Origin of the sequence: Faecalibacterium sp. An58 (assembly GCF_002161515.1) — a bacterium.
In the GTDB taxonomy this organism is placed as follows: Bacteria; Bacillota; Clostridia; order Oscillospirales; family Ruminococcaceae; genus Faecalibacterium; species Faecalibacterium avium.
Genome location: NZ_NFHX01000006.1, coordinates 63472 through 87980 on the forward strand (window position 1 = coordinate 63472; position 24509 = coordinate 87980).

Annotated in this window: 18 protein-coding genes; all 18 read left to right on the forward strand. The window is 63.4% G+C overall.

Annotated features, from left to right (window positions below; translation table 11 throughout):
- Positions 1-15: 15 nt before the first annotated feature.
- The 18 genes from B5G12_RS06405 (at position 16) to B5G12_RS06490 (ending at position 24472) form a co-directional block, all read left to right on the forward strand.
- Entirely contained in the window at positions 16-2073 is a 2058-nt protein-coding gene (locus B5G12_RS06405; protein ID WP_158099686.1) for a putative baseplate assembly protein, read from the forward strand.
- 34 nt (positions 2074-2107) lie between these two features.
- Entirely contained in the window at positions 2108-3190 is a 1083-nt protein-coding gene (locus B5G12_RS06410) for a hypothetical protein (RefSeq protein ID WP_087324313.1), read from the forward strand.
- The gene (locus tag B5G12_RS06415) at positions 3187-4968 is read left to right on the forward strand and encodes a hypothetical protein (protein WP_087231472.1); all 1782 of its coding nucleotides are present in this window, start codon (positions 3187-3189) and stop codon (positions 4966-4968) included. The genes B5G12_RS06410 and B5G12_RS06415 overlap by 4 nt, the downstream gene beginning before the upstream one ends.
- Positions 4969-4991: 23 nt before the next feature.
- On the forward strand, positions 4992-5729 hold the full coding sequence (locus B5G12_RS06420) for a hypothetical protein (RefSeq protein ID WP_087231475.1): 738 nt from the start codon (positions 4992-4994) through the stop codon (positions 5727-5729).
- Positions 5726-8287 carry an adenylate/guanylate cyclase domain-containing protein gene (locus tag B5G12_RS06425; RefSeq protein WP_087231478.1) on the forward strand — a complete coding sequence of 854 codons (2562 nt, stop codon included), beginning with the start codon at positions 5726-5728 and terminating at the stop codon, positions 8285-8287. Before B5G12_RS06420 ends, B5G12_RS06425 begins: the two co-directional genes overlap by 4 nt.
- 1 nt (position 8288) lies before the next feature.
- Positions 8289-8687, forward strand: coding sequence for a hypothetical protein (locus tag B5G12_RS06430; RefSeq protein ID WP_087231482.1), 399 nt, complete (start codon positions 8289-8291; stop codon positions 8685-8687).
- A gap of 91 nt (positions 8688-8778) precedes the next feature.
- The gene (locus B5G12_RS06435) at positions 8779-11913 is read left to right on the forward strand and encodes an MORN repeat-containing protein (RefSeq protein WP_087324314.1); all 3135 of its coding nucleotides are present in this window, start codon (positions 8779-8781) and stop codon (positions 11911-11913) included.
- Between the two features lie 12 nt (positions 11914-11925).
- Positions 11926-12519 (forward strand): Pvc16 family protein, encoded by a 594-nt coding sequence (locus tag B5G12_RS06440; RefSeq protein ID WP_087324315.1) that lies wholly within the window; start codon positions 11926-11928, stop codon positions 12517-12519.
- Positions 12516-13241: a hypothetical protein gene (locus B5G12_RS06445; protein WP_087324316.1), complete on the forward strand. Its 726-nt coding sequence runs from the start codon at positions 12516-12518 to the stop codon at positions 13239-13241. Before B5G12_RS06440 ends, B5G12_RS06445 begins: the two co-directional genes overlap by 4 nt.
- Positions 13241-13618 (forward strand): DUF4280 domain-containing protein, encoded by a 378-nt coding sequence (locus tag B5G12_RS06450; RefSeq protein ID WP_087231494.1) that lies wholly within the window; start codon positions 13241-13243, stop codon positions 13616-13618. The genes B5G12_RS06445 and B5G12_RS06450 overlap by 1 nt, the downstream gene beginning before the upstream one ends.
- Positions 13619-13626: 8 nt before the next feature.
- Positions 13627-15771, forward strand: coding sequence for an ATP-binding protein (locus B5G12_RS14925; RefSeq protein ID WP_144064108.1), 2145 nt, complete (start codon positions 13627-13629; stop codon positions 15769-15771).
- 61 nt (positions 15772-15832) lie between these two features.
- Complete coding sequence (locus tag B5G12_RS06460) at positions 15833-17353, forward strand: PP2C family protein-serine/threonine phosphatase (protein WP_087324318.1); 1521 nt, start codon at positions 15833-15835, stop codon at positions 17351-17353.
- A gap of 46 nt (positions 17354-17399) precedes the next feature.
- Positions 17400-19151 (forward strand): MATE family efflux transporter, encoded by a 1752-nt coding sequence (locus tag B5G12_RS06465; RefSeq protein WP_087324319.1) that lies wholly within the window; start codon positions 17400-17402, stop codon positions 19149-19151.
- Positions 19152-19171: 20 nt separating this feature from the next.
- Positions 19172-20029, forward strand: coding sequence for a class I SAM-dependent methyltransferase (locus B5G12_RS06470; RefSeq protein WP_087324320.1), 858 nt, complete (start codon positions 19172-19174; stop codon positions 20027-20029).
- Positions 20030-20035: 6 nt separating this feature from the next.
- On the forward strand, positions 20036-20638 hold the full coding sequence (locus tag B5G12_RS06475) for a GNAT family N-acetyltransferase (protein ID WP_087324321.1): 603 nt from the start codon (positions 20036-20038) through the stop codon (positions 20636-20638).
- 267 nt (positions 20639-20905) lie between these two features.
- Positions 20906-22711 (forward strand): SpoIIE family protein phosphatase, encoded by a 1806-nt coding sequence (locus tag B5G12_RS15160; protein ID WP_158099687.1) that lies wholly within the window; start codon positions 20906-20908, stop codon positions 22709-22711.
- 270 nt (positions 22712-22981) lie between these two features.
- On the forward strand, positions 22982-23680 hold the full coding sequence (locus B5G12_RS06485; RefSeq protein ID WP_087324323.1) for a hypothetical protein: 699 nt from the start codon (positions 22982-22984) through the stop codon (positions 23678-23680).
- A gap of 69 nt (positions 23681-23749) precedes the next feature.
- Positions 23750-24472, forward strand: coding sequence for a hypothetical protein (locus B5G12_RS06490; protein WP_087324324.1), 723 nt, complete (start codon positions 23750-23752; stop codon positions 24470-24472).
- The last annotated feature ends 37 nt before the right edge of the window (positions 24473-24509 follow it).

Sequence of the window (24509 nt, forward strand, 5' to 3'; positions counted from 1 at the left end):
AAAGGAGGGTGCCCTGTGTTGGTATCCCGCAGGCTGGACGACCAGCGCTATGATGAGATCGTTGCGGAGGCCGAGGGCCGGCTGCCATGGCTGTGCCCGGTGTGGACCGACCACAACGCCCATGACCCGGGCATCACCATCCTGGAGCTGATGGCCTGGTACAAGGAGATGCAGCAGTATCAGATGGACCGGCTGACCCCGGCCATCCAGCAGAAGCTGCTGGAACTGGCGGGGCTGCGGCTGCGGCCCGCTCAGCCGGCCCGCTGTGCGCTGGAGATCCCGCCCGAGGCTCCCCCCCGCCCGGCGCTGGCCCGGCTGGCCACGTTGGAGGAGGCTTGCTTTGAGCTGGCCGAGCCCATCCCTGCCCGGCGCCCCTGCCTGGAACGGGTGCTGGTGGCCCGGGACGGCGGACGGGTGGACGTGTCGGGTCTGGCGGCGGACGGGACACCGTTCCAGCCGTTTGCCTTTGGCGGGACGGCGGACACCAGCCTGCTGCTGGGCTTTGGCCAAAAGCCGGAGGAAACGCTGCGTCTGTGGTTCCAGGTGCATCAGCCCGACGGGGTGCAGCGCAACCCGCCCGACCGGCAGGCCCGGCTGCCCCGCACCCTGTGCTGGGAGATGGAGGGGGCCGGCCCGGTGGAGCCCCTGCAGGATGAGACCTGGGCCCTCAGCTGGAGCGGCTATGTGACGCTGCCGGCGCCCGAGGCCTGGCAGGCAGGGGAGGACGGCCTGTGGTGGCTGCGCCTGCGCCAGACCGAGGGCGGCTGCGAAGAACAGGTGCGTCTGTCCGGCCTGTCGGCGGGACGTTACCAGGCGCTGCAGCAGGAGACCCGGGCGGCCAGTTATTTCTTTACGGTGAACGGCCAGGCGGGCTGCCGGGTGCAGATCGCCAGCGCCCAGGCCCGGAAGGCGGATCTGGCGGTCTTTCTGCGGGACGGCATGGGCTGGCAGCAGACCGGGCGCTATGAGGCGCACGCCGCCGCCCAGGGGCTGGAGCTGGAGGTGGACGCCGCCGGCGCGGCCCTGGACGGAGAGGACAACCTGCTGGTGGTCTGCCAGGACCCGGATCATCCGGGCGAGATGGTATTCGACGCCAAGGGACGCCCGGGAGAACAGTTTCAGCTGCGGGTGGAAGGCCAGGAGGTGCTGACCGACCGGCTGACCCTCCTGTGCATGACGCTGCAGCAGGACGGCAGCGTCCGCCCGGCTTTATGGCACTGGGTGGAGGAGCTGTCGGTCTGCGGACCCCGGGACCGGGTGTTCACCTACGACCCCCGGCGGGAGATCATCACCTTTGGGGATGGGCTCCACGGGGCGGTGGTGATGCCGGGGCCGGGCGCGGTGCTGGTGACGGGGCTGGTCCTGTCCCGGTGCAGCGGCGGCAATATCCCGGCGGATTCCCTTCTGGCGTTCCAGGAGGACGGGACCCGGGTGGAGCACAGCGCCGCCTGGGGCGGCCGGGAAGCCGAGACCCTGGCCCAGGGCCGGGCCCGGCTGCTGGCCGAGCTGAACCGGACCCGCAAATGCCTTTCGGCAGAAGATTACGAGCGATGCGCACGGCAGACGCCGGGGCTGCGTCTGGCCGGGGCCAGGGCCCTGCCCGGTTATGACCCCGACGCGCCCCAGCAGCGGCACAGCGCCTACGTCAGCGTGGTGGTGCTGCCGGCGGGGGAGGGCAGACGCCCCCAGGCGGACCGCCGGTTCCTGGACGCGGTGGACCGCCAGCTGGAGCGCTGCCGCTCCATCTGCGTGCAGGCCAGGACCATTGCGGCCCAATATGTGCCCTTCAGCCTGACGGGGCGGCTGACGGCGGCGCCGGGGACCAGCCAGGAGATGGTGCGCCGGGCGCTGGAAGAATACTTTGCCCCCTGCCAGCAGCGGATCGGCGCCCCGGGCTGCCCCGGAGAGCTGGCGGCGGCGCTGCAAAAGCTGCCCGGCATCTTCCGGATCGAGCAGCTGGAGCTGCGGGGGATGGACCAGCGCAGCTACCGCAATGCCGCCGGCGACCTGGTGATCCCGCCGGACGGGATCCTGGCGCTGGAGCGGGTGGAATTGGAACTGAGGCGGCCGTGAGAATGGCCGGCCGAACGGGGGTGAAGGACATCCTATGAGTGAGACACAGAAATACCGGACCCTCTGCTGCAAGGAACAGTGGCTGGGCGGTATCTTTGAACATATCGCCCTGCAGGGAGACGCCCTGGCTTTGGAGGCCGGGGCATATGCCGGGGCGGCCTGCCTGCCGCCGGTGGACAGCGGGGAGGCGGGCTTTGGGTGGCGGCGGCTCAGGCTGCTGGCCCAGGTGCCGCCGGAAGCCGCCGTCCGGGTCTATGCCCGGGCCAGCGACCGGCAGGACTGGCCCCAGTGGGAACAGCTGCGGGGCCAGGCCCTGACTTCGGAGGCCCTGCGGGAACTGTTTGGGCCGCCCACGGCCCAGACCGACCTGCTGCTGCAGGTGTCGGGGCGCTACCTCTGGCTGGCGCTGGAGCTGGCCGCAGGCGGGGCACGGCGCCCCCGGGTGGACGGGCTGTCCCTCTGGATGGAGGGAGACCACATGGTGGACTACCTGCCCGCCATCTACCAGGGGCAGGACTTTACTTACAGATACCTGTCGATCTTCAACACCCTGCTGATGGGGATGGAGGCGGACATCGAGGCTCTGCCCCGCCAGCTAGACCCCGGCAGCGCCAGCGACGGGATGGTGGATTTTCTGGCGCGGTGGCTGTGCATGGAACCGGAAAAGGGGGAGGAGGACCTGCGGGCCAGGCTGCCCCGGATCCTGGACGAATACGAGACGATGTACACCGTGGAGGGAGTCCGGCGCACCGCCTGGCGGCTGACCGGACGCAAGCCCTGGATCATCGAGCACTTTGCGGTGGACCCCAACAGCCCCGCCTGCCGCAACCCGGCCCTTTACCGCCGGCTGTACGGCGAGGACCCCTACCGCTTTTTCCTGCTGCTGCCCCAGGGCACCTTTGAAAAACAGCAGGATATGGAACACTTTCTGGAGCGGATGAGCCAGCTGCTGCCGGCGGAAACCGAGATGGAGCTGGTGCTGCTCAAGCCCTGCATCCAGCTGGACTGGCACACCTATCTGGGCATCAACTCCCGGATCGGAGACTACATCCCCGCGGCCATCGACGACTCGGTGACCATCCACTATGACACGACGATTGGAGGAGCATACCCATGAGTGGAAACACGGATTTTTTCCCTGTGGTTCGCAACCGCTACTTTTACGGCAAGCTGCTGACGGTCCGCGACTTTGAAGTGGAACAGAACTATATGCGCAAGAAGAGCCAGCTGCTCAGCCGGCTGTCCCTGGGGGCAGGCGTGGTCTGCGGGCTGGGCGTGAGCGCCAGCGACGACAGCACCCTCCTGATCGAGAGCGGTATGGCTCTGGACTACCAGGGCCGCATGGTGGTGGTGGAAGAACCCCTGCTGCGCAAGCTGCAGATGATCGAGGGCCAGGAGACGCTGCAGGGCCAGGAGAGCGCCTACCTGTGCCTGAGCTACGACGAGACCGACGTGGAGCCGGTGAACGCCGTGGGCGCCGACACCGGCGCCAGCCGCCAGTGCAATATGACCAGCGAGGGCTGCCGTCTGTTCCTCACCGCCCAGCCTCCCGAGTTCCGGGGCCTGCTGGAAGCCGCCGGCCGGGACAATGTCTCGGTGCTGTACGCCAGCAAGGAGCTGACGCTGGTGCTCTGCGCCCCTGAGGCGGTCTGCGCCGGGGAGGAGTTCACGGTGGAAGTGCTGGTGGTGAAGAACGAGCGCACCCCGCCGGTGCACTTCAAGCTGGAAGGGGAGAGCGCCTTTGTGGACAGCGGCGACGGCCGCATCCGTCTGGCCTTCCAGGAGAGCCCGGAGGAAAAGCGCCGGGTCTACACGGCCAGCTTCCAGCTTAAGGCGCGCCAGCTGGGCGGGGTGGACAGCCCTCTGTTCCCCAGCGGCGGCGAGATCGACCTGGAGCTGGGCAGCCACAGCTATAAGAACTACATCGAAGTGGACAGCCGCTGCCATCTGTGCGGCAGCCAGGAGGAGCTGGAGGAGCGGCGCCAGCGCACCGACAACCTGGAGCGGCATCTGCGCGGCCGCGATATCCCCATCTACCTGGCCAAGCTGGAGCTGATCCACTCGGCGGGCAGTATGTTCCTGGCCTCGGTCACAAACCTCCCCTTCCGCCAGCGGCTGTCCCGGGAGGGCTCGGCTGCCGGCCGGCAGGAACTGCAGGCGGTGACCACCTCGGTGCGCAGCCTGGAATACTGGCAGAAGCCGGATGTCAAGTCGGTGTACCAGCCTTCCACCGGCGCGCTCCACTTCGATTTCGGCATCCCCGCCCCCGAGCAGTACGACTACGCCGTCTCCCACGGGACGGTGGATCTGACCATGCCGGGAGGGCTGCGGGTGAACAGCCGGGTCTTTTCGGACGAGATCGCCCATGGCCTTGGCCCCGGCGCGGTGGATGTGCGGCTGAGCGTCGAGTTTGCGGACCAGAGCGCCGGCGGCGAGACTGCCCTCTACTTTGGCAACAGCGAGGTGTTCAAGGGCAAGACCGCGCCCACCACCCCGCCCTGGGTGGAGGCGGCCGCCCTGGTCTATCCCGAACGGGGCACCATGCGGATCGGCCTGTGGCTCCACGATATGGTGGACGGCAACCGGGTCACGGTCCATTACTTTGCCCAGAAGCCCGAGCGGGACACCAGCCGCATCCTGGCCCAGCGCCAGGTGAGCCTGACGGTGACCCCCGAGTTTGCCCATGTCAGCCGGCGGGGCACCCTGCGGCTGCAGGCCGAAGTGGTGGGCAGCGAGGACAAGGGCGTGCAGTGGAGGGTGAACGAGGAGGGCGGCGGTTCCATCGACCGCAACGGCGTCTACCAGGCGCCCGAGATGCCCGGCACATATGAGATCGTGGCCGTGGCCAGCGCGGACGAGAACGTGCGGGCCAGCGCCTTTGTGATTGTAGAATGAGATGACCGGGAGGGGGAACGTCCATGGACACGGTGCTGATCCGAGAGCGATACAAAGTGGTGCAGGTGCTGTGGAGCGAGCCGGACTATGCCCTGGTGGAAGCGGTGGATATCCAGGAGCGGGAGACCCCCTCCCGCCTGATCAACCTGTACGAGGGGCGGCTGCTCCACCGCTATGGCAGGATCTGTGCGGACATCCGCCCGGAGGAATGCCCCGCCTTTCGGGGGATGTTCCTGTGCGGGGACACCCTGGCCGTGGTCTTTGACAGCTGCGGCGGCGCGGAGATCGACCAGGTGTTTTACAAGGGGGACCAGTGGTGCTGGCAGGACCGGCTGGACTATGCCGAGCTGGTGCTGCACCAGGCCCTGCAGCTGGCCAACCTGCCGATGGAGGTGGCCTGCGCGGCCATGCTGTCGGAAAACGTCCGGATCGACACCACCCAGCGGCAGGTGCAGCTGCGGTATATGCTGCGGCCTCTGCCCGAGATGAACCCGCGGGAGCTGGCGCTGCTGGCGGGGGACCAGGTGAAGAAGATCCTGCCCCGCCGCCGCACCGCCCTGGAGGCAGAATGGGCCTTCCGGGACGAGCTGGAGCAGGGCCTGTTCCACTCGGTGGTGGCGCTCTATGCCCGCTGGCGGGAGGCGCAGAGGGACATCTGGCAGCAGCAGGAGGAATTTGAGGCGAAAAACCTGGTCAGCCGCGGGTTGACGCTGTTGAAGATCTGGCTGAAACGATGGAAAACGCGGAGGGAGAGGCTATGAGCACGGGCAGAAAATGGTTGTTTTTCCTTTCGCTGCTGGTCCTGTCGGTCTGCTCTGCCTGGATGCTGGCGGAGCCGGCAGTGGAGCTGTACGGCTCGGTGCTCCGGTATGGATGGGGGCCGCAGCCTTACGAAGCGGCCGCGGTGGGCAGCGATGGCCTGGCCGCCGCCGCCCGCTGGGAGGACGGCGAGCTGCAGCTGCGCCTGTTCGGCCTGGACGGCGAGGTGGTGGGGGGCTGGTCTGTCCCCCTGCCCGGTCAGGAAGGGGGCACCATTGCGGCCCTCTATCCCTGCGAGGACGATCTGGTGATGCTGGGGCTGTACAGCCCCGACGCCAGCACCCTGTCGGTCTACCGTCTGAGCCGGACAGGGGGCGCGGAGCAATTATTGGAGGAAACATGCCGGGGGGCGTCTTCTGTTGAGCGCAGAAACGGGACCCGGCTATCGGTGTTTTCACAGGACGGGGATCGGCTGTCCTTTGTGGTGCTGTCCCGGGGACGGGCTGTCAGCTATGCCGGCGGCACCGGCCAGCTGGGCCTGGTGCAGACGGGCAGCGTCGATCTGGCGGGGGCTTCCACGGCGGCGGTGCTGCCGGACGGCGCCCTGGTGCTGGGCGGGCAGGGCCTGCTTTCGATGGAGGGGCAGAACAACCCCGCCATCACCCAGAGCCAGTCGGTGTCCCAGCTGACCCGCCGGGGCACCGGCCTGTACTACATAGACGCAGCTACCCTGAGTCTGTATTACAGCGACCTGACCAACAGCGCGGTGCGCCAGGTGCTGTCCCTGGCCGGCGCCGTGGAGGGCAGGCAGCTGAACAGCGTCTCCCTGACAGGGGACGGACGGGCGCTTTTGCTTTTGGACGGCCATACCCTCTGCCTTGCCGGTGAGGACGGCGTCCGCGAGCTGGACGGCGTCCTCTACCCCACCCGGGGGTACAGTGCCGGGATGCTCTTGCTGCTGGCAGCGGCGTCCGTCGGCGTGGCCGCCCTGGCCTGGTATCTCATCGCGGGCTGGCGCCGGGGCTGGGCCCCCATGGCCATCCACTGGGGCTGCCTGCTGGCGGCTCTGGCGGCGGCGGGGGCGCTGGGGCTGCACTTCGGTCTGGCCCTGCCCGCCCGGCAGGCGCAGGCCCTGGAAAGGGACCGCCTGGTGGTGGAAGGGGTGCTGCGGGTGACGCTGCAGCAGGATGCTGCGCCCGAGCAGCTGCCCGAAGCCCTGTCGGCGGCGCTGGAACAGACCGGCGGCGCCTACCGGGATATCACGGTGACGGCGGCGAGCCGCCAGGAGGACCAGTGGAAGCTGGCCGACGGCACCCTGGCGGCGCTGCAGCCCGGCTTTGACGGGGCGCTGGCTGCCCGGGCCGCCCAGGACGGCACGGCCGTGACCCAAAGCGGAGACACCTTCCGGGCCGGCTTTGCGGTGGATGAGTGGGTGGTGATCCTCTCGGCGGACACCCGGCCCGCAGACCGGAGCAAAGGCGCAGTGGCCGCAGGGATGGGCCTGCTGGTGGCTGCGGCCATCCTGGTGCTGCTGGCGGTGGGACGGGATATCCGCCGCCTGACCCGGGCCACGGCGGCCCTGCCCCAGGGGGGCGGACAGCTGTACCTGGGCACCGGGGACGAGCTGGCAAGCATGGCGGCCACCCTCACCAGCGCCGCCGCGGCATTGGAAGAACAGCAGCAGGCCCGGCAGGAGACCGAGACGGCCTACCGCCGCTTTGTGCCGGAACAGCTGCTCAATCTGCTGGGCAGGCAGAGCATCCAGAAGGTGGACAAGAGCACCTTTGCCTCCCGGCATATGGCGGTCATGATGATCTGGTTCCAGTTCCCCGAACCCCTCTACACCCAGGCCAGCAACAGCCGGCTGCTGTTCGACAGCGTCAACCAGGTCATCGAGCGCACCGCCACCCTGGCCACCCAGAAGGGCGGGACGGTGTTCCACTTCTCCTACGACGGCTACGACGTGGTGATGGAAAACGACAGTTCCCAGGTGATCAGCACGGCGGTGGCCATCCAGCAGGAAGTGCTGGCCTTCAACGAGAGCCAGGCTCAGGCGGGCCTGCCCACCGTCCGGTTCCACATCGCGCTGGATGTGGGGGATGTGCTGCTGGGCGTGGTGGGCGACAGCGCCCACATGGAGCCCACCACCATCTCCACCAGTTTTTCGGTGGTGCGGGAGCTGGTGGCCCTGTCGGAGCGGCTGGACGCCCGCATCCTGTGCACCGAATCCATCATCGGGGGCGCGGGCGAGTACGGCAGCCGCTATCTGGGCAAGTGCTGGCTGGATGACAGCGCCATCCGGGTCTATGAGATCTTTGACGGAGACGAATACAGCGTGCGCAAGGGCAAGGCCCAGACGGTCCAGCGGTTCAGCCAGGGGGTGTACGCCCTGTACAGCGGCGAGACCGGCCAGGCCAAACGGACCTTCCTGGAACTGGTGCACGACAACCCCGCCGACGGCGGCGCCCGGTATTATCTCTACCTGGCCGACCGGATGGAGCGGGATCCCGAACTGGTCTGCGGGCTGAACCCCGGACGGACCGATCAAAGGAGGAAGTGATATGGCTGTTTCGCCGCTGGATCTGCTGCGCAGGCAGGCAGAAAGCGCGGTCCGCCGGGAAGTGAGCCGCCAGACGTCCCAGGTGCGCTCCGAGCTGAGCCTGGTCCGCCAGGTCAACCGGATGTCCCGCCGGGCCGGACAAAAGATCGAGGACGCGGCCCAGGCCATGGCGGAGGAGGCCCGCAGGCCCCGGGAAGCCGGGGAGCTGGCCCCTGAGCAGACGCCCCAGAGCACGGTGGTCTGCGCCGATGGCTACCGGCGCCGCTCCCCGGTGCAGCCTTACCGCTGCCCCAAAGTCCGGCGCTGGAAAAGCCTGCTGCTGCGCTGGGGGCTGCTGTTCGCGCTGGGGCTGGCGCTGGGACTGCTGTTCTGGCGCAGCGGCCTGCTGCGGATGTTTTAAGACAGAAGGAACATAAAGTTCCACCGGTGCCGGCAGGCCCTGCGCCCTTGCGGGGCGGGGCGGCCGGAACAACACAGGGGAGGACATACACTTGAACTACTTTTTCAATCAGATCACCCGGTCTGTGGGGGTCTTTTTCAGGACCATACGGGCTTTCTTTGTCCGGCGCTTTGTGGGCATCACCACCCGGCTGCGGCAGATGACCAACATCTCCCGCAACGCCACCCGGGCGGCCAACGCCACGCTGCAGGCCGCTGCCGCCGCCACCAATAAGCCCACCCAGCGGGAGGACTATGTAGAGACATCCCGGCTGTTCATTGCCAAAGCCTTCCTGATCCGGCTGGCCATCCTCCTGGTGGTGCTGGGACTGGCCGGCTATTTCCTGGTGTGGCCTTTTCTGCTCAGCCACTTTCTCACCGCCCGCTTTTATGTGCAGGACAGCCGCATCCCCGACTGGAGCGGCCGGGTGATCGTCTACTCCGACCCGGAAAAGACCATCCCCCTCTATGCGGGCCGCCTGGAAACAGGGGAGCTGCAGGGCCGGGGCGAGGAATACGACGAGGAAGGGCTGCTGGCCTACGCGGGGCAGTTCCTGGACAGCCAGCGCTCGGGCGAAGGCACCGCCTACACCGGCGGGGTGCTGTGCTACGAGGGCCAGTTTGCAAATGACCTGTACAACGGCAGCGGCAAACTGTACCAGGACGGCGTGCTGGTCTACGAGGGCAACTTCGCGGACGGGCAGGCCAGCGGCACCGGTACGGCCTACTATACCAGCGGCCAAACCGCTTATCGCGGGCAGTTTGCCGAGGGCCTGTACGAGGGCACCGGCACCGCCTACAACGAGGAAGGGCGGCTGCTCTATGAGGGCAGCTTTGCCCGGGGAATGTACAACGGCAGCGGCCGGCTGTATCTGACCGATGAGACCGAATGGATCGACGCCGAGTTTCAGGACGGCCAGCCCGCCGGGGTGGTCCAATGGTACAAGAGCGGCCGTCTGTATTACGAGGGCGAGTGGGCGGACAGCCGCCCCCAGGGCTATGGCGCGCTGTACAGCAAGGATGGCGCCATGCTCTATCAGGGGCAGTTCAGCCGGGGCACCCTGGACGGGGCCTGGCTGCTGGGCCTCTCGGTGGATGAGCTGCGGGAGGCTTTGGGGGACAAGAACCAAACCACCGTCCGTGACGACGGCGGCTTTTTGGTGGAAAGCCCCGAACTGGGCCTGAGCGCCCTGTGCTCCTTCCAGACCGAGGAGGAGGACGCCCAGATCCAGTCCCTCTATCTGGCGGCCCCTGCCGCCAGCAAGAGCAGCGGCTGGGTGCTGCTGCTGCCGGGCACCGGCAGTGCCGGCCTGCCCGAGTGGCCCGCCGGGGCCAACCAGCGCCGCGGCACCGTGGATGCCGTCCCGCTGTCCGGCCTGCAGCTGGATGCGGGCAGCTACCAGGCCCTCATCGTGACGGCGGAGGACTACCAGGCCGCCTGCCTGTACGATGTCAACGACCAGGCCGTGCTGCTCACCTGGCAGAAGCCGGGAGCAGGCGTGAGCGCGCTGGACCTCTCGGCCATGGGCGGCGCCGGCACGGCGGGCACCGAGGAGATGGAGGCCTTCCTGGCTTCTCTGGACCTGGGCAGCGCCAGCGCGGCCGGCGTCACATCCGAAAATCCCTATTACGGTCTCAAGGACCCCGCCGAGGGGCTGGTGCTGTGCACCACCCTGGACCAGGCTTCCACCGTTCTGGATGCCATGCTGACCTATTGGGAGCAGTCCGAGCTCCAGGCCGGGCTGGAGGAGAACCTGGCCCGCACCGAGGAGCTGCTGGCCGAGGCCCAGACCGATCTTGCCGCAGGCAGCGGCGCCGAGGAGACGGTCACCGCCCTGGAGGACCAGGTGGCCGAGCTGAACAGCCAGATCCAGTCCTGTCAGGCCCAGCGCTCGCTGGCCCAGCTGCAGGCTGAGGATGCGGGCATCGGGGATCTGGCGGACTATGCAGTGGAGCGGGTGCCCCTGTGCTTTGACCCCTCCCAGACCGACAGCGGACAGTTTGCCCTGGCGGCCACCGCCTTTGCCCAGGTGTCCGGCACCGACACCGACCAGGCCAAGCTGGCGGCCATGACCTCTGTGGTCAATCTGACCGAGGACTATGGCCAGGTGCAGACCGCCCTCAACCGCTATGAGAGCGCCCAGGCTGCGGCCCAGACGGCGGCCGGCAGCTATGCCACCGGCAGCGCCTCCAAGGCGGATTGGTACAGCGCCCTTTCGGCCCAGGCCGACGCCCGCAGCAGCCTCTATTCTGCGCTGGCGGCCTTTGGCCGGGAGGCGAACCGGCTGAACATCCTCACCGGCGGCTGGGTGACCCAGAACTACGAGTGGTACACCGACCAGCTGATGCCCCTGTTCGAGGCGGCATCCGACGCCCAGGCCGCAGCCGATGCGCTGCAGCCCTCCGGCATCAGGATCGGCTTCATCACCATCGCGCCGGAAGCCAAGGGCGAGAACCCCTATTACGGCGTCCTCGACCCCGCCGAGGCACTGGCGGGCTGCAAGACGGCGAACAAGGCCGTCAAGCTGATCGACGCCATGCTGTCCTACTGGCAGCAGGCCGAACTGGAGGTATCCGCAGAGGAGAGCCTGGCCCGTGTCGAGGAACTGCTGGCCGAGGCCCAGGCCGCCGGGGATCGGCAGTCCGAGAGCGATCTGGAGGCCGAAGCGGCGGATCTGCGGGCTGCGGTGCGCGATTGCCAGCTGCAGCGGGCCCAGGATCTGGCCCAGGGCGTGCTGTACGGGGTGGCGGACCTGTCCAACTATGCGCTGGACCGTCTGCTGATCTACTTCGACCCCTCGCTGGCAGACAGCAGCCAGCTGACCCGGGCGGCCATGGACGCCGCCGAGGCAGCCGGGGAGAGCACCGCCGATGCCAAGCTGACGGTGATGAACACCCTGGCCAGCCTGACCGAGTCCTACAACCAGGTGCAGACCGCCCTGGCGGAATACCAGGCGGCGGAGCAGGAGGCCGGACAGCTGACCGAGAGCTATGCCGCAGGGACGGCTGCCAAAGCGGAGTGGTACCAGGCGCTGACGGCCCAGTCCGAGGCCCGGGCGGCCCTGTGCGAGGCGCTGGCGTCCTTTGCACGGGAGGCCAACCGCCTCAACCAGGCCACCGGCGGCTGGCTGAGCCAGAACTACGGCTGGTACAGCGAGCAGCTGACCGCCCTGTTCGAGGCATCTTGAAAGGAGCTTGCAATGGCAGACTATACAGCACTGATGGAGGCGGGCACCGCGCTGGTGGAGATGCTGCGGGACAATCTGACCCCCGAGCCCCTCGGCGACCGGGAGCTGATCGCCCTGTGCTCCCCCCACGAAAACGAGAACAACCAGCTGACCCTCTACCTCTACCATCTGGAGGAGGAAAGCCCCAACATGAACGCGGGCTATTACCAGGCGGACCGGGACGTGCAGCGGATCCGTCCGGCCCGGTACAGCCTGCACTATCTGGTGACCGCCCACTCCAAGGCGCCTGCCCAGATGCGGGAAGCCGAGCAGCAGCGGATCATCGGGGCGGTGCTGCAGGTGGTGCGGGATAACCCCGTCATCCCCGCCCGGTATCTGAGCGGTTCCAGCGCCCAGGAGAACGCCGAGCTGCACCTGCTGGTGGAGCGGGTGCCCATGGAGCAGATGCTCAAGATCTGGAACAACACATCCAAGGATTACAAGCTGTCCTTTTCGCTGATGCTCACCGGCGTGACCATCAACTCCCGTGTGGAGCGCAGGGTGCCCCGTGTCACCGAGGTCACCATCGGCACCCGTGTGGACGACCGGAGAGGAGGCATCCGATGATCCGCCGGAAGGTGGACGCCGTGCTGCTGCTGCGGGACGGCTTTACCGGCCGGGTGGTGGCAGGGGATGTGCTGTGCCGGGTGGACGGCCAGCCGCTGCGCCGTCCCCTGTGGAAGCAGGACGGCTATCTCGTGCTGCATGACCTGGCCCCGGGGCCCCATCGTGTGACGCTGACGCGCCCCGGTTTTTGCCCCGCCTGCCTGACGGTGGAGGCGGGCCGCGGCTTTCTGGAAAAGACCATCACCCTGCAGCCCGGCGAGGACTATCCCTTCCCGGCGGGGACGGCGGACCTGACCATCCGGGCGCCCGGTCTGCCGGATGGCCGGCAGGTCTGGGTGGGGATGGAAAGCGGACCTGTCCTCAAGCTGGCCCAGGGCAAAGAGACGCCCCCCGGTTTGGAGGTGCGTCTGTTCTGCCAGGGGCTGGAGCGTTTGCTGCCGGTGCCGGGGACCTTCCTGGTGGCGGACCCCAACGGGGCGGAACTGGTGTCCCTGCGGGCTTTGCGCGGCGGCGTCGGGGAGTTGGAGCAGCCCATGGCGCTGCCCCACGGCCGCGGAGTGGTCCTGGTGGGGGCGCAGTCCTTTGCCGTGGACGGCGGCGTGGTCCGGATGCGGTTCCGCCAGGGAGGCGTCGTGTGGATGTTCTGCGGCGGCAGTCTGGCCCGGACCCAGATCCGTGAGGGCAGTCAGGAATTTATCTGGAGACCGGAAGGAGAACGATAATGGCAAATCCAGTGGTCAATACGACGATGTGCACCTGCTCGTTCGGGGCGGCGCCGGCGGTGCTGCCGGTGACCTCCCAGCAGACGGTGCTGGCCTGCGGCCAGCTGCAGGCCACCATCATGGACAACCGGCCGCCCACCTTTGGGATGTGCTCGTGTCCGGCCAACCCCACGGTGGCCGCGGCCACCGCTGCGGCCATGGGGGTGCTGACGCCCATGCCCTGTGTGCCCGCCGTGGCGGCCCCCTGGGCGGCCGGCGTGCCCACGGTGCTGGTGGGGGGCAAGCCGCTGCTCAACCATACCAGCAAGCTGATCTGTTCTTACGGCGGGGTGATCCAGGTGACCATGACCCCGGCGCTGACCATCAACACCCCGTGAGGCGCCCTGTGGAGCGGGAAGAACTGCGGCCTTTGGAGCCGCGCCGGCCGGACGCCGGCTACGACAGCCAGGGACAGCTGATCCAGGACCTGTCGGCCTGGGTGGACCTGCTGCTCTATCAGTACTACGCCCACCATCAGTGGCTGGGCCCCGACAGCAGCCTGAAAAATATGCTGGGTCTGGTGGTCTCCCGGGAGGAGTTCGAGCACAACCTCACCCGGGCCGCCCAGCGGGGGCTGTGGACCCAGCAGACAGCGGAGGAACAGGAGGACGCCATGGCGGTGCTGGAGGCCATCGGCGCGCGGATCGAAAAGACCTGGGCGGAACTGCCTTTGCTGGAGCTGATGGACCGGTTCGATTTGGATGACTTTGCATTCTGCTGCGTGGTGCTGGCCTATCTGCCCCATGTGGACCGCAAGTATGAGCGGCTGTACGCCTACCTGCAGGACGACATGACCCGCAAGTGCCCGGACACGGCCCTGGCGGTCCAGCTGTTCCTGCCCTGGGGGGAGACGCCGGAGGGATACCTGGCCCGGTTTGCAGGGCAGGGCGGCTTTCTGCGTCTGTTCAAGCCGGACAAGCTGGCCCAGGGCAGCCTGGATCTCCAGGACGTCGCGGTGGAATACCTCTGTGCGGGTTCCATCGCCAGCCGGCCCGGGCTGCGCCTGTTTGACGGAACGAAAGAGAGCCCCGAAGCGCCCCTGGCCATCCAGCAGGAGACGGCCCGCCGGCTCGACCGGGCGATGGCTGGCCAGGAGCCCTGCACCGTGCTGCTGACAGGCCCGGCGGGGGTGGGCAAAAAATTCCAGGTGGCCCACCTGATGGCGCGCAAAGGGCTGCGCTGTGTCTTTGCCGACCTGGAAGGGGAGGAATGGGCCCAGCGGGCAGAGGAGGCGGCCCTGGCCGCCGACCTGACGGGAGCGTGTCTGTGCCTGTACCACCTGGACCGGCAGGAAGGGGCGGAGAGCCGCCCGCCGGACGGCGCCATGATGGACCGGCTGGGCCGGACCGAATTTTTGCAGGGCAAGCGGTTTTTCCTGTCGATGGAGCGGGGCCCGGCCCGGCTGCAGGGCCTGACGGTGGAACTGGAGCTGCCCATGCCCTCCGAGCAGGAGCGGCTGGAGCTGTTCCGCAGCGCCCTGGCCGGGGTGGAACTGGCCGAGGACTGCACCCTGGAGGAGCTGGCGGCCAAATTCCGGTTCAGCCCGCGGCAGATCGCGGCGGCCTGCGCCCAGGCGGTGGGGCTGGCCGGCCTGGAAGGGGGCGGCCCTGTGCAGCGGAGGCTGCTGCACCAGTGCTGCCACCAGCAGGCGGTCCACCGGCTGGGAGAACTGGCCAGCCGGGTGCCCCCGGCTTACAGCTGGGAGGACGTGGTCCTGCCCGAGGAGCAAAAGCGGCTGATGCAGCAGGCCTGCGGCCATATACGCTACCAGCACCAGGTCTACTATGGCTGGGGCTTTGACAAAAAGGTGCGCTATGGCCGGGGGCTGTCCATCCTGTTCGCGGGGGCGCCGGGCACCGGCAAGACCATGTGCGCCCAGGTGATCGCCAACCAGCTGGATATGGAGCTGTATAAGATCAACCTGTCCCAGATCGTCAGCAAGTACATCGGCGAGACCGAAAAAAACCTGCGGGCGGTCTTTCAGGAGGCGCGGCACGCCGGGTGCATCCTGTTTTTTGACGAGTGCGACGCCCTGTTCGGCAAGCGCAGCGAGGTCAAGGATGCCCACGACCGCAACGCCAACGTGGAGGTGGCCTACCTCTTGCAGCAGCTGGAGGAGCACGACGGTGTCTGCATCCTGGCCACCAACCTCTTGGGCAACATCGACGCGGCCTTCATGCGGCGGATCACCTATGTGGTGCGCTTCCCCTTCCCGGAACCGCCCATGCGGGAAGCCATCTACCGCCGGATGCTGCCCCCCGCCGCGCCGGTGGCCGACGACATCGACTGGGCCTTCCTAGCGGAAAAGTTCCGCCTGTCGGGAGGCCATATCAAGAACATCGTGCTGGCGGCGGCCTTTTTGGCGGCGGGCAGCGGACAGCCCATCTCGATGCGGCACCTGCTGCGGGCCGCGGTGGATGAGCTGAAAAAGAACGACATCGTGGTGGTCCGGGAGGAGCTGAAGGAATACGCAGACCTTCTGGACACCTGACTCGGCGGGCCGCAGAGGACATCTGGCCCGGTGAAAAGACGAGCGTCAAAGGAGTGAGATCATGAGGAACGAGGATCGCCGCAAAGAATCCCTGTGGCTGTGGCAGGCCGGCGCGGCGCTGCTGGCAGCGGCAGGGTTTGTGCTGCTGGCGGACAGCGGCCCGGCGGGCCGGATCTGGGCCGGCTGGCTGTTCCTGGCGGCGGCAGTGCTCCTGCTGGCCGGGGCCAGCCGCCTGCGGGACCGGGTGATCCGGCCGCTGGAACAGCTGTACCAGGCTCTGTCCGGCAGCGCCCCGATGGACCAGCTGGTGCAGCAGGCCCAGGAGGTGCCGGGTCTGCCGGGCGCCGTCATGGAGGTGGCTGCCGGCCGGATCGGGGAGGCAGAGCGCCGGATGGAACAGCTGCAGGCCACCGCAGACCGGCAGGCGCAGCAGACGGTGCGCCGCCAGCTGACGGAGGAACTGTGCCGGTCGGCTCTGCCCCAGGTGCTGCGGGACAGCCCTGCCACGGCCGCCTTTTCCCTGGCGGGCAGGGTGGAGGAAGGCCAGGCGCTGAGCTGCACCTTCTACGATTATTTCTTCATCGACCCGGGGCTGCTGTGCATCATGGTGGGGCAGGTGCCGGGGGACGGCATCACCGAAGCGCTGTACATGGTGGTGGCACAGACCACCATCCGCAGCCGCCTGCGGATGGGCCGTTCGCTGGTGGAAACGATGGCGGATGTGAACACCCAGCTGTACGACCAGGGGGCCAAGCAGTCCCTCTGCGTGCTGGTGGGCACCCTGAACACCGCCAACGGGATGTTCACCTATGTCAATGCGGGGGGCGCGCTGCCTTTGCTGATGCGCAACGGCGAGCGGTATGAGTGGCTGGAGGCCCCGGTCTACGCGGCCATCGGCATGAACGAGAACGTGTCCTACCGTTCCCAGCAGCTGCGGCTGCGCCAGGGAGACTGCCTGTTTTTGCAGACGGCGGGCCTCGGGCAGACCCCGGGAGAAAACGGGGTCCCCTTCCAGAAACAGGAGCTGCGCGCCGTGCTGAACCGCAGCCGCAGCAGGGCCCAGGCCCCGGAGGAGATCCTGCAGTTCACCGCCGACGAGGCTGCGGCCTACTGCCAGCGGGACGAGGACCGGGTGGGCTATGCGGCTCTGATGCTGGAATACCGCAAAGGGGACAAGGAGCTGGCCCACTGTCAGGTGCCTGCCGTGCCGGCCTCGGCCGGAGAGGTGACCGCCTTCCTCAAAAAGCGCTTTGAGGACAACAGCATCCAGCGCCGGGCCTATGCCCGCGTGGCGGTGATGGTGGACGAGCTGTTCGCCCTGTGCTGCCGCAAGTGCAAAGAAGGGGGCATGGTGACGGTGGAATGCGGCATCGCCCCCGACGGCCAGAGCGTCACGGTCCGGATGAGCGCGCCGCTGCAGGGCGTGAATCCTGTGGAGGACGTGCAGGAAGGGACCGAGGCCAGCGCCGTGGAATTCATTGAGGATCAAACGGAATACCTGACCTTCAAAAAAGGCGAAGAGCAGGATACGGTCACCGCGGTCTGCTTCCTGGAGGAGGAGCCGGCAGCGGCGCTGGGCTGATGCGTCTGCCTGCGGATGGACCGAATAGGAAGGAGAATCGAGTTTTATGACGGAGACCAAGTCCGAACGGCGGGCGGCGATGCAGTTCGCCCGGGGGGCCTATTGGTACTTTCTGTTTTGGGGCGTGTGTTCGGCGTTGGGCACCACGTTTTCTACCCTCATCGACGCCATTCTGGTGGGCAACCTGGTGGGCAGCGACGGCCTGGCCGTCACCAGCATCGCCACGCCGGTGTTTCTGTTTTATGCGCTGCTGGGCATGACCCTGGGGGTGGGCGCCAACGTGAAGATAGGCCGCGCCCTGGGTTCGGACCATGTGGAGGAGGCCAACCGCATTTTCCACGAGGTGCTGCTGACAGGGGTGCTGGTGGGGGCGCTGTGCCTGGCCGTAGTGCTGCCTCTGCGGGAACGGATGCTGGATCTTTTGGGCGCTGAGGATGCGCTGCGGCCTTTGGCCCGGCAGTATCTGACCGTCGTGTTCGGCTCGGCCCCGGTCTTTGTGCTGTACCACATCCTGGCCAATACGGTCCGCACCGACAGCGACCCCAAGCTGGCCGCGGCCTCCTCGGCTGTGGTGGTGGTGTTCAATCTGTCGCTGGATATCCTGTTCATGCAGGGGTTCAAGTGGGGCATCGTGGGCGCGTCCTCGGCTCTGTGCATCGCGGAAACGCTGGGCCTGGTGGTGCTGCTGTTCCATTTTGCCCGCAAGAGCGCATCCCTGCGGCTGCGGCTGCGCCTGCCCGGCTGGGCGGACCTGAGAGCCTTTGTGGGCAACGGGTTTGGAGTGGGCTCGGCATTTATCTTTCAGGGCGTGGTGATGTTCACCTTCAACACGCTGCTGCTGGCCAGCGACCGGGCCAACGGCGTCACCTATGTGGCCATCTTCGGGGTCATCTATACCATGAGTACCATCCCCGCCGCCATCTTTGATGGGGCGGGCAATGCCATCTCTACGGTGGCGTCCATCTTTACCGGGGAGCGGGACAGCGAAAGCATCCTGGTGACCATGCGCCTGGGGCTCAAGATCGTGCTGGCGGGCGGCGCGCTGGTGGGGGCGGTCTTTGTGGTCTTTGCGCCGCAGCTGATGCGGTTCTTTGGCATTGCGGAGCCTGCGGTCCTGGCTATGGCAGTGCCGGCGGTGCGGCTGTACAGCGTCTGCCTGCTGTTTATGGGCGTCAACGTCCTGTCCACCGCATTCTGGCAGGCCATCGGCCGGGCCAAACTGGCCAGCGCCATGTCTCTGGTGCGCAACTTTGTGCTGATGATGGTGCTGGGCGGCATCCTGATCTCCCGGCTGCACATGACCGGCCTCAGCCTGACCTATGTGCTGACCGAAGGGCTGTGCCTGGCGGGAGTGGGGATCGTCCATATGGTCAGCGGGTCCTCGGCCTATGTGACCCGAAAATTCGGCCTCAGCGGCAAGAACTACGAAAAAGTCTATACCATCTCCACCGACAGCATCAACGAGATCGCCAACGACCTGGAGCAGCTGTGCGATGCCTGGGAGATCGACTACAAAAAAGCCTTCTTCATCCATCTGATGGTGGAGGAACTGATCCTGAACATCATCAAATTCGGCCTGAAGGATACCAGCCGCCAGCGCTCCATCGCCATCAAGCTGATGGAGAACGGGGATGAGATCATCCTGCGCATCCGGGACAACGTGCACACCTACAATCCTTTTGAGGCCGGCGATGGGGATGAGATCGACAATGCGGTCATCAATCTGATCACCAAAAAGACGCAGTTCTACAACTACCAGAGAAAGCTGATCTTCAACTATCTGTATCTGATCCTGTGAGTGGATTTGGGGAGGAAAACATGGAAAACCAAGCCGTTTTTGAAAATGAATGGGAAGTGGAGCGGCTGCACATCCAAAACAAGCTGCTGTGGGAATGCGAACAGCCTGTTTTTGACAAGGTATTCAAGGGCAGGAGCGGCGCCCGCGTACTGGACATCGGCTGCAACAACGGCTGCAAAACGATGGAGCGGTTCGACCGCCCGGAGGTGAGCCGGGTGATGGGGCTGGAGTACAACGAGGCTCTGGCCCGCTGGGCCCATGGCAGACATGGCGGGGAGGTGTTTTCGTTTCATCCCTGCGATCTGGAAAGCCCTTCCTTTGCCCGGGAACTGTCTGCTCTGATGGAGCAGGCGGGGATCGAAGCCTTTGACGTCATCTATGCTTCCTTTGTGCTGATGCATCTGCGGGACCCCCAGACGGTGCTGAAGACCCTGCGTCCCTTTTTGGCACCCGGCGGCTGCCTGCTGATCGAGGAAGCGGACGACCTGGCGTGCAGCCTGACCCCGGACCGGCAGGGGCTGTTCCGGCAGTTTTTGCAGATGCTGGCATTGGACCCTTATGCGGGCAACCGCCGCTGCGGCGAGCAAGTCGTCGGCTGGCTGGAGCGCTGCGGTTACCGCCGGATCCAGCAGCTGCCCGCAGCCATCCGGGCCACGGGCGGCCAGTTGAAAAAGAAAGAGGACATCTTTGAGGTGTTTTGTTCTTACTTTCCGCAGGATATAAAATTGCTGCAAAAAGTAGAACAAAAAAATAGGGTTTGGTTTGAATGTGAGTGTTGGCTAGAAAGAAATTATGATGCATTGAGAGAAAATGCTACCTCTATGAAGTCGGAATTTATTTTTGCGCTGCAATTTATTTTGTGCAGGGAGGGAGTGTGATAAGATTTGAGCTTTGAAATCATATCAATTCCTAAGGGGGCAAATTTTTATGTGTGCCCGTTGCGTCTGGAAGAATTGGATACTGCCGTTAAGGTGTGCGATATTAGTGTAGGAAAAAATCTTTATACAAAAGATTATTTGGAAAAGAGCCTGAGAAAAGATAATCACTTTTTTGTGTTTCTTCGTGATTTCCAAAATGAAATTGCGGGATACATTTATTTCTATGTAGAAGATTTTAGCCAAACAGCACAGTTCTTAAAGATGACTCCTGAGGGGTTAAAAACCCTGACGCAGGATCAGCCTGAAAAAATCATTCACATCCGCTCTATCAGCATTCTAGAACCCTATCGCCGGCAAAGACTTGCACGAGGTTTGATCGGGTGGGCTTTAAAATATGCGAACCAAAAAGTAAAAGCAACAGCGGCGGTCGTTGTGTGCTGGAAGCCAAGGGGACAAGACTGTGTTCCATTGGCTCGTACTGTAGAAGATTTGAAGTTTTATTATATAGCCAGTATACCTCGCTTCTGGTATAATGTGCCAAATTTGGAGTGCCCTTATTGTGAGGACCGCTGCCAATGCGATGCTGTCGTATACTACAAAAAGCTGTAGGAGGAGAAAAGAATGAATAAAGAAAACCGTATAAAAGTAAAACTTTTGCCGAAATTTATTGTATCATTGACTATTTTGGGCGTTGTACTATCTGTGGTGATATCACTGTTCAGCTACGCCAATACACGCAGCTATCTGGAAGATCTGTACTCTCACAATGCCACTTTTGGGGCGAAAAGCATTGCCACCATGCTCCCGTTGGAAGATGTAAGGACGATTTTGGCAGAGGGCGGAGACCAAACCGAGACCTATACAGAAACAGTGCAAATGTTCGAAAAGCTGAAAAAAGAAGGCAACATCACTTTCTTGTCTCTTGTGGTGCCGGATGAGGACAGCGTGACCTTCTACATTGACACCTGCGTGCCGGAAATGGGGGATGACCCGGCGGCTCAGATCCCCTATGGCAGTGATATCCTCTACACCGATGCGGCTTCCACTCCCGACGATTTACAAGTTTATTACGATATCTGGGATTTATATGCGGTGAATACTGGCAGTGAGATGCCGCTGATCACCGACAACTCCTATGGTTACAATTACACTGCTGTGTGGCCCATCCTGGACGAGAACGGGCAGGCCATTGCGGAGATCCAGTACATCATCGATATGCGGGAAGTGCGCAGCTATCTGAACTCTTTCCTGTACACCATGCTGGGCATCTCGGTGGGCATCATCGGTGTGGCGATCGTCTGCTACATCGTTTTTGTGCGCTATACTGTGACAAAGCCTGTGGGTACTCTGGCCGGCATGATGGAAAAGATCACCCGCACCTCCGATTTCAAAAACCAGCACATCGAGATGCACACCGGCGACGAGATCGAGGAGCTGGGCAATTCCTTCAACTTCATGCTGGAGGAGTTGGATAACTACATCGATAACCTTGCCAAAGTCACCGCAGAAAAGGAGCGCATCGGGGCGGAGCTCAGCGTGGCCACGCAGATCCAGGCCAGTATGCTGCCCTGTATTTTCCCGGCGTTCCCGGAGCGGGAGGAGTTTGACATCTACGCCAATATGCATCCCGCCAAAGAGGTGGGCGGCGACTTCTACGACTTCTTCCTGGTGGACAACGACCATCTGGCCCTGGTCATTGCCGACGTGTCGGGCAAGGGCGTGCCCGCGGCCCTGTTCATGGTGATCGCCAAGACCCTGATCAAAAACGAGGCCCTCACCGGCAAGGCGCCCCAGGAGGTGCTGGCGGCGGTGAACAACCAGCTGTGCGAAAACAATGACGCTGAAATGTTCGTCACTGCCTGGCTGGGCATCTATGAGATCTCCACCGGGCATATGGTGGCGTCCAATGCGGGACACGAATTTCCGGCCATCAAACGGCGGGACGGTTCCTTTGAGCTGTACCACGACCGCCATGGGTTTGTGCTGGCGGGCATGGAGGGTTCCCGCTACCGCCCCTACGAACTGGATCTTGCGCCCGGCGATATCCTGTTTGTATACACCGACGGCGTGGCGGAAGCCACCAACGGCGAAAACATCCTCTATGGCACCGACCGGATGCTGTCGGCCCTGAATGCCTCGGGCGCCTGCAAACCGGAAAAGCTGCTGGATGCGGTCAAGGCGGATATCGACCGCTTTGTGGGGGATGCGCCGCAGTTTGACGATATCACCATGCTTTGTCTGGAAGTCAAGACCACCGACAACGCCGTACAGATGGACAGCCTGACCGTTCCCGCCGAGCTGGAACAGCTGCAAGCGGTACAGGACTTTATCGAGCAGCACCTGCGCACAGCCAACTGTTCCACCAAGGCGGAAATCGCCATCCAGGTGGCAGTGGAGGAGCTGTACGTCAATATCGCGCATTACGCCTATGCTCCCGGCCACGGGGAGGCCACCATTCGCTGCAGCGTCGGCAGCAGCCCCAAAAAGATCACCATTCAGTTTGAGGACGCGGGCGTGCCCTTTGACCCCCTGGCCAAAAAGGATGCCGACATCAGCCTTTCGGCGGACGAACGTGAGATCGGCGGTCTGGGCATCCTGATGGTCAAAAAGAGCATGGACCACATGGAGTACGAACGCCGGGACGGCAAAAACATCCTGACCATCGAAAAGATCCTGGAGTAAAGCTCTGTAAAATTTACAAAACGTATACATTGAAGCGGCTATTCCAAAGCGCCCTGCGAAAGCGGGGCGCTTTTCGTTTGCATCAAAATCCTCCTGCGTCTAAAGTTAGAGAACACGAACTAAAGAAAATAAAGAAAAAATGGCAAAATTCAAAATTGGGTCTTGACACCGGGGGGGGTATGTTATGATAGGCACACAAAGGAAAGGACCTTCCTTTGAACCTGTTTTGGGTCTCTATCTTTTATACACCATAAGGAGGAAAAATTCATTATGAAGCTCAAGAAAATTGCTTCCCTGATGCTGGCCGGCGTTATGGCTGTCAGCATGCTGGCTGGCTGCTCTGGCAACAGCACCGGCAACGGGAATGACAATGGGAACACCGTTGTCACCCCTGGTGCTTCTGCTATTGTTACAGCCTTCAACAACGGCCAGGATGCAGATAACAAGGTTAAGGTCAACTTCACTTCCAATTCGTCTTTGGATAATGCCCTGAAGGTGGCTGTGGAGAATGCTGGTAGTTATGATAGCGCGTGGGCTATTCTGAACACTGTTTACGAACTCCGTGGTACGGCAGGTGATCTTATGTCGGATTTTGGGGATGAAAATTCCAATAATCTGAAAGATGGTATGTCCTTTACTGCTTACGGTGTTATGAGCCTTGGCAGTGCTTATTACTGGACCGAGGCAGATGCAGTGAATGCTGCTGCTCGTAGCATGGACAATGCCATCAAAAACGGGGTTTCTTACTGGGTCGATACCGATAATGATGGTATTGTTGATAATGGTGAAATTCAGAACTTCAAGTTGGTTGCAAACTCCAGCAAAGACGGCAAGAAAGATGGCGATACTTATTACGCCTACAGCTACACCGGTAATGTGAGTATGGTTGCAGCTCAGCAGGAGGGCGGCTCCACCACTTACTATGTTGTTTACAGCATTACTCAGACCGTCTCGGAAGAAAAGGTCTAATTAGTTTGTAATTTGACCTATTGATCTGTTTTGAGTCTTTGTCTTTTCTTATAAGGAGGATAAACCAAAATGAAACTTAAAAAGATTGCCTCTCTGGCACTGGCCGGCATCATGGCCGTCAGTATGCTGGCTGGCTGCTCCAATGGTAGTAACGGTGGGAATGGTGATGATCCCATTGTCACTCCCAATACTACTCCTATTGTTGAAGCTGTGAATAAAGGTCAGAGTGCTTCTAACCTGGTGAAAATTAACTTTACTGCTAATTCGTCTCTGGATTCCGCTTTGCAGAAAGCTGTCAGTGTGTACGGTAATGATGCCACTGATGATGAAGTGGCTAACGCGATCACTCGTATCACTGGGCTGAAAATGGTTACTCCTGATGCAGCTTGGTATCGGGGTGGAAATGGAACACTTGTAACCAATGGCTTTCTGAATAATATGGTTAAGTATAACCAACACCATGCCACTGGGGAAGATATTGGCGATGAAGATGGCAAGACCTATACTCAGTATGGAGTAAAAATCTTTCCTGCGTTGACCAATGAAGCTGCTTTGAATATTGTTGCAAATGCCGTTAACGAAGAAATTGCCAAGCTGGCAGCTACTTCTAATGACAATGACAATGACGGAAAACTGAACAGTGGTGTCACTGTTGGTGGACAGGATAAGTATTACAGCTATGGTTATGATGGCAGCATCAGCATGGTGTCTGTGGAGGGCCTGAATGGTCAGACTTACTATTACGTCGCCTACGTTGTCAACCAGACTGTTACTGAGACCACTCTGAAGTAACAACAATCTTAAACTTTACTTATAACACCCCCGGGGC

Coding starts and splice junctions, on each gene's coding strand:
- B5G12_RS06410 (WP_087324313.1), top strand. CDS start 2,108: ATGAGTGAGACACAGAAATACCGGACCCTCTGCTGCAAGGAACAGTGG.
- B5G12_RS06415 (WP_087231472.1), top strand. CDS start 3,187: ATGAGTGGAAACACGGATTTTTTCCCTGTGGTTCGCAACCGCTACTTT.
- B5G12_RS06420 (WP_087231475.1), top strand. CDS start 4,992: ATGGACACGGTGCTGATCCGAGAGCGATACAAAGTGGTGCAGGTGCTG.
- B5G12_RS06425 (WP_087231478.1), top strand. CDS start 5,726: ATGAGCACGGGCAGAAAATGGTTGTTTTTCCTTTCGCTGCTGGTCCTG.
- B5G12_RS06430 (WP_087231482.1), top strand. CDS start 8,289: ATGGCTGTTTCGCCGCTGGATCTGCTGCGCAGGCAGGCAGAAAGCGCG.
- B5G12_RS06440 (WP_087324315.1), top strand. CDS start 11,926: ATGGCAGACTATACAGCACTGATGGAGGCGGGCACCGCGCTGGTGGAG.
- B5G12_RS06445 (WP_087324316.1), top strand. CDS start 12,516: ATGATCCGCCGGAAGGTGGACGCCGTGCTGCTGCTGCGGGACGGCTTT.
- B5G12_RS06450 (WP_087231494.1), top strand. CDS start 13,241: ATGGCAAATCCAGTGGTCAATACGACGATGTGCACCTGCTCGTTCGGG.
- B5G12_RS06460 (WP_087324318.1), top strand. CDS start 15,833: ATGAGGAACGAGGATCGCCGCAAAGAATCCCTGTGGCTGTGGCAGGCC.
- B5G12_RS06465 (WP_087324319.1), top strand. CDS start 17,400: ATGACGGAGACCAAGTCCGAACGGCGGGCGGCGATGCAGTTCGCCCGG.
- B5G12_RS06470 (WP_087324320.1), top strand. CDS start 19,172: ATGGAAAACCAAGCCGTTTTTGAAAATGAATGGGAAGTGGAGCGGCTG.
- B5G12_RS15160 (WP_158099687.1), top strand. CDS start 20,906: ATGTTCGAAAAGCTGAAAAAAGAAGGCAACATCACTTTCTTGTCTCTT.
- B5G12_RS06485 (WP_087324323.1), top strand. CDS start 22,982: ATGAAGCTCAAGAAAATTGCTTCCCTGATGCTGGCCGGCGTTATGGCT.
- B5G12_RS06490 (WP_087324324.1), top strand. CDS start 23,750: ATGAAACTTAAAAAGATTGCCTCTCTGGCACTGGCCGGCATCATGGCC.